Below are 5,579 nucleotides of genomic sequence, written 5' to 3'. Positions count from 1 at the left end.
ACAATATGAAAATTCCCACTCCGATACACCGCCGAAAGATCATCAAAAATACCTTCCTTCACACTCACTTCAACCCAATCTCTGAGCTTTAGCAAATGCTCTTTTATATTCTGACTTGCCGGGTCCACAGTAGAACAAACTATAACAATACCCATATCAGCAACCTGAACCCCATTATCTTCCGTCATAAAATAACTCCAATGAACAATTGAATTTTACTAACTGTTTTTCACTGATGGGCCTTCACGAACGAACACCCGTCACAAATTAAGAAATGATAACTAATGAGCTTACATGAAATTTCTAAAAAATTATCACTCCTTGACCATGTCAAACGCCCAACGGCTAATACTCGGCGCAATATTCCCACACCTTCGATGCTCAACAACATCAAGCCCCATATCAGAATACTGCCCCATCAATCCCTCTATCTGATATTGTTTCTTAAAAGCATAAAAATGAACATTCCCACCTTTTCTCACAAAAGGTAACAACTTCTCAAGAAAACCATCCATACCATACGGAGTGGGAATAATAGCACGATCAAACCTAGCCTTAAGAAAACTGCCGATATCCGATGCATCCGCCAGAATGGGATGAATGTTCCCATCAACATTGTTCAACCGCACATTCTCAAAAAGCCACCTACATGCATGAGGGTTCTTTTCAATTGCAACTACTTTTGCACCCTTTGCAGCAGCAGGTATAGCAAAAGGACCAATACCACAGAACGGAACAATGACATCTTCATCTGCCCTCACTTTTGAAGACACCCTCTGCCTTTCGAACGCAAGCCTTCCGTTAAAGAAAACTTCACGCAGGTCCATCCCAGACCTGAAACCGAACTCCTCATGAATAGTGACTGGAACATCCCCTAACAAAACCTCGAATCCGGCAACCCGATGCTCACCTTCCAGTTTGGTAACCTTATTGAGCACTCCGCGAATATTTCCCCTCGTTGAAGCAATATGTTCTGCCACCGGTAATTTGTAGAGCTCCAGCTCAGCAGGAACAGAAACAACCGCAATATCACCGACAATATCGAATCGCTTGGGGACCTGATCAAGGAGTTCTTCAGGAATGTTAGCTATTTTTTGGATCATGCTCATTGAATGAATATCCACCTGCATTTTATTAAAATAACACAGTAGACCTGATGTTCATAAATTCATAGAAGCCAAATCGAGAGAGTTCTCTCCCAATACCGCTTTTTTTAACTCCACCAAACGGCAGGTCGGCTTCCGGTTTGAAAAGACCATTTACACCAACTACCCCTGACTGTACCTGACATGCAAGTAAAGATGCTTTCTCTTTATCACTGCTCCAGATACTTGCACCTAGACCAAATTCTGTAGCGTTAGCAACATCCAGAGCTTCGGACTCATTCTCCACTGAAATTATCGGTGCAACCGGACCGAACGTTTCCTCCTTCATGACCTGCATATCAAGAGATGCGTTCGACAGCACTACCGGAGAGAAATAATATCCATTTCCCTCAACCCTACCGCCTTCAAGTTCCACTTTTGCCCCCATTGAAACGGCATTCTTTATCTGCCCTTCGAGTAATGAGACCTGCCCTTCACGTACAAGAGGACCAATATCAGTGTCCTTATCCAGGGGGTCGCCTATTTTGAGCTTACGTGTATTTTCCACAAATGCAGATGTGAACTCAGCAACTATTGAACTTTCAATGATGAAACGTTTGGAAGAGATGCAGGTCTGTCCGCTATTGAGGAACCTTCCGGCAACCCCTGCCTTTGCAGCTTTTTCAATGTCTGCGTCTTCCAGAACAATGAAAGGATCGCTACCCCCAAGTTCGAGCACACATTTCTTCATGTTGCGACCCGCGACCTCAGCAACCTTCTGACCGGCAGGCAACCCTCCTGTAAAGGTTACCGCTGCAATTTCCGGCCTCGATATCAACGAAGAAGCAGTAGGGCCATCCACAAGAAGTGTCTGGAAAACACCTTCTGGAAATCCGGCTTTTTCGAAAACAGATTCGATCTTAAGAGCACACATCGGAACATAACCGGAGTGTTTTAGAACCATCGTGTTCCCGCCTGCAAGAATATGTGAAGCAGCACTCAATACCTGCCAGAGGGGGAAATTCCAAGGCTTGATAGCAAGCACGGCCCCCATTGGCTCGTATGAGATAAAGGCGGAAGGACTCTCTTTCACAATATCAGGTTCAAGGAAAGAACAGATGTTAGCAGCAAAGTGGTCGAACATGCCGGCACATTTCTCAACTTCTGCAAGTGCCTGTCTGATAGGCTTTCCCATCTCCATTGTGATGGTCTCTGCAAGTTCCCGTTTATCATTTCGAAGCACCTTTGCAACATTTTCAAGATACACAGCCCTTTCAGCACCCTCCAGAGATCTCCAATAATGGAATGCTTCGTTCGATCTTTTAAGGATAAGGTCGACCTTATCAAGAGAATGAAATTCGAATTCACCATTAACAGTCCCATTTGTAGGATTGATAGATGTTATTTTTTTCATGGAGGGTAATTAATTCTGATTTGATTTAAATAAGTGGGATGGAAGCTAACATTTAAATATGAGATTACTGATTAGAGGGCGGAGGTACGTAGTTGATTAATATTCCATATAGGCCACTTTCCGCAACTAGATAGTCATTAATGATCTGGATAATCGGTTTTATCTGGGGGTGTATAGTATTCAGTACACCTGCGCTTTCAGCGATCCCGTCAATAGAATACATCTCAAAAATGCCTGCGATAACTTTACTGTTATTCGTTGTTCTGCCCATTCTTGCAATATATTTCACAAAGGCATATCTCAAGGATACAAAAGACAAAGCTGAAGAAGCAAAATTGCTTGGCATCACATTTCTTATGACGAATCTGGCACTTGACCTTGCGATGTACCTGACGATATACGACAAGGACTACTATTCGTATCTCTCGATATGGATATACTATGCATTGTTACTGGGAATCCCCTACTACATCGGAAAACGTATACAGGCATCGGAAGTGGCATAAAGCGAATACATATAAATGCATTCACTTCAAATATATTGATATGCAGCAATTACTTGATACCGCGGAAAATATCCGAACGATGGAAATAAGGGGAGCCGGAAGGATAGCTGAAGCAGCATCTGCAGCACTTCGTGATTATGTGCTCAACATAAAGGTGACGAACATCAAGGACTTTAATAAAAAAGTCGATGAAGCTGCCAGTATACTTATCCAGACCAGACCCACAGCAGTATCCCTCCCGAATGCAGTCCAGCTTACAAAGCGCCACACTGCAACAGAAGTCTCGGAAGCAAGGGAAGAGATCCTCCGTAACGCTGACAAGTTCCTGGAACAGGCAGGCCAGGCCCTTGAGAAGATGGGGGAGATCGGTGCAAAGAGGATACGCGACGGCGATGTCATAATGACACACTGCAATTCCCATGCTGCCCTTTCGGTCATAACAACCGCTTTTGAACAGGGTAAAGACATATCAGTCATTGCCACCGAATCAAGACCAAGAAGGCAGGGACTCATTACCATAAAGGAACTTAACGATCATGGCATCCCAACCACGCTGATCGTGGATTCCGCAGTAAGATATTGTATGAAGGATGTTGACACCGTAATAGTAGGTGCGGATGCAATAACCATCAACGGCGCACTTGTGAACAAAGTGGGTACATCCCAGCTTGCACTTGCCGCAAATGAAGCAAGGAAGAACCTCTTATGCGCGGCAGAGACTTTCAAGTTCAGCCCGAAGACCATTCATGGAGATCTTATCGATATTGAGGAAAGGTCACCGGAAGAGGTCATCGACACCGAGGTTCTTGCAGGAATGCCAAATGTGAAGGTCAAAAATCCTGCATTCGACATAACCCCTGCAGAGTATATTGACATGATAATAACAGAGGTAGGTGCATTCCCGCCACAGATGGCCTACACCATCATCAAAGAGCACCTCGGATGGGAATTTACAAAAATGGGCTGAAAGGGTCAAAGGTCTCAAAGGAGACCTTTTACATCATTATCAATAACACGTTTTGTTTCATCCAGTTCATCAACAAACTTAAGCCCGGTATCATCAAGCTTTTCTGAAACTGCAGACCAAAGGAGCTCATAGCTCGAGCCTTCTTTTTCCAAATCCATATCAGCATTCACCCTGTTCGCCATTTCGAATATCTGATCTTTAAGATCTTTCTTATATCGCTCCATATCACGTGAGAACTCATCCCGTAGTTTGTCCACCTGCCCACCTACCCTCTTTTGAGTAGAACGGATACCGATAGAAGAAAGATAACTTGTCCATGTAGCACCAATAACAAATGACTCCACATAATTGGAGACGCCCTCAGAAACGAACGTAATATCTACCTGACCGGAAAGAAGAGTTCCAAAAACGCCACCCAGAACGATATAAAAAAAGAACCCGAGCCCGCGTGAGAGGATTTGTCCATCCTTTATCTCTTTATCCAGAACATGCAGACGGACCCTTTCAGCTTCTACTTCCTTTAGATAACTTTCCAATACAGTGGATAGGACCTGTGTATCTTCAGATATCGAAGCAGCCTTCAAACGATCCTGCAAAGAATCTATGTCCGACTCGGTTTTCTCTATATGCTTACGATGTCTGCGAGCTTCTCTTTGCATATCAGAGATATCATAAAGAGGGCGGAATTCAGGAATGACCACATCCTTGGATATATAAACCAGCAATAGAGCACCAAACGCACCAAAAAGGAACGTTCCGAACTGAGCACCTTCCAACATCCATATCCCCCAGAGATGAACTTACATCATTCGATCAAATATCCCACCGGACTTTCAGTATAATAACTCGCTAACTGCTCTGCAGCCTGTGAGGACATCGTTTCTTCCGAACCGAACAGTATGCTTGAAAGAGATGGTTTGTTAATATAATAGACCACAGGTTCACCCTCGATACCACCAAGTTCAGCCGCTGCATCAATGGCATCATAGAAATTACCAAGCTCGTCCACAAGCCCGAGCTTCTGTGCTTCCTTACCAATGTAGATACGACCATCTGCAATATCTTTCACTTCACCCTTTGTCATATTACGGTTTTCCGCAACACTGGTAATGAACAGGTCATAGACGTCAAGCACAACATTATCCACATATTCTTTCTCTTCAGGAGTAAGTCCTCTCCAATCGCCACCCACGTCCTTGAATGAACCCGATTTGGAAACGTAGAACTCGATGCCTTCGTCGTCGTAGTACCCAGACTTATTAGTATAGACACTGATAACTCCGATACTTCCAGTAGTTGTGGAAGGATTTGCGACAATGAGATTTGCCGGTGCGGAAATATAATATGCAGCACTCGCTGCCACATCACCCATGGAGATAACCACAGGAATTCCCATGTCCTGCACCCTCTTGATCTCAGTAACGATCTCTTCTGCAGCTACAGGAGAACCGCCGCCGCTATTCACCCTAAGTACAATGGCTTTTACACTATCGTCCTCGGTTGCTTTACGCAGACTGTTACAGACATCTTCAGAAGTAGCATAACCAAAGCCAGAGGGGAGGTTTCCTGTCAGCATGAAACCCTGCACATAGATAACTGCGACCCGC

6 protein-coding genes and 1 pseudogene are annotated in these 5,579 nt (G+C 44.3%); 2 read left to right on the top strand and 5 right to left on the bottom strand.

The window, feature by feature from the left end:
* The 3 genes and pseudogenes from QAS77_RS10015 to QAS77_RS10005 form a co-directional block, all read right to left on the bottom strand.
* Nucleotides 1–188: pseudogene (locus QAS77_RS10015) on the bottom strand (D-aminoacyl-tRNA deacylase); the annotation flags it as partial.
* A gap of 126 nt (nucleotides 189–314) precedes the next feature.
* A complete protein-coding gene (locus tag QAS77_RS10010) occupies nucleotides 315–1,109 on the bottom strand; it encodes a class I SAM-dependent methyltransferase (protein ID WP_305065337.1) in 795 nt (264 codons plus the stop codon).
* A 25-nt stretch (nucleotides 1,110–1,134) separates the two neighbouring features.
* Nucleotides 1,135–2,499 carry an NAD-dependent succinate-semialdehyde dehydrogenase gene (locus tag QAS77_RS10005; RefSeq protein WP_305065335.1) on the bottom strand — a complete coding sequence of 455 codons (1,365 nt, stop codon included), beginning with the start codon at nucleotides 2,497–2,499 and terminating at the stop codon, nucleotides 1,135–1,137.
* Nucleotides 2,500–2,639: 140 nt separating this feature from the next.
* Here QAS77_RS10005 and QAS77_RS10000 point away from each other — a divergent pair, with 140 nt between their 5' ends.
* Together QAS77_RS10000 and QAS77_RS09995 are read left to right on the top strand one after the other, a co-directional pair.
* Nucleotides 2,640–3,005, top strand: coding sequence for a hypothetical protein (locus QAS77_RS10000; RefSeq protein WP_305065333.1), 366 nt, complete (start codon nucleotides 2,640–2,642; stop codon nucleotides 3,003–3,005).
* Nucleotides 3,006–3,045: 40 nt separating this feature from the next.
* Nucleotides 3,046–3,972, top strand: coding sequence for a ribose 1,5-bisphosphate isomerase (locus tag QAS77_RS09995; RefSeq protein ID WP_250867060.1), 927 nt, complete (start codon nucleotides 3,046–3,048; stop codon nucleotides 3,970–3,972).
* A 14-nt stretch (nucleotides 3,973–3,986) separates the two neighbouring features.
* Here QAS77_RS09995 and QAS77_RS09990 read toward each other — a convergent pair whose 3' ends face one another.
* Nucleotides 3,987–4,751, bottom strand: a complete 765-nt coding sequence (locus QAS77_RS09990) for a hypothetical protein (protein WP_305065331.1) — start codon at nucleotides 4,749–4,751, stop codon at nucleotides 3,987–3,989.
* A gap of 26 nt (nucleotides 4,752–4,777) precedes the next feature.
* Nucleotides 4,778–5,579: signal peptide peptidase SppA (gene sppA, locus QAS77_RS09985; protein ID WP_305065330.1), on the bottom strand; the 802-nt coding region annotated here is incomplete at its 5' end.

Origin of the sequence: Methanococcoides sp. (assembly GCF_030594565.1) — an archaeon.
Taxonomy (GTDB): domain Archaea; phylum Halobacteriota; class Methanosarcinia; order Methanosarcinales; family Methanosarcinaceae; genus Methanococcoides; species Methanococcoides seepicolus.
Note: the sequence above shows the minus strand (reverse complement) of the source record. Positions and strands in the feature narration are given on the sequence as shown.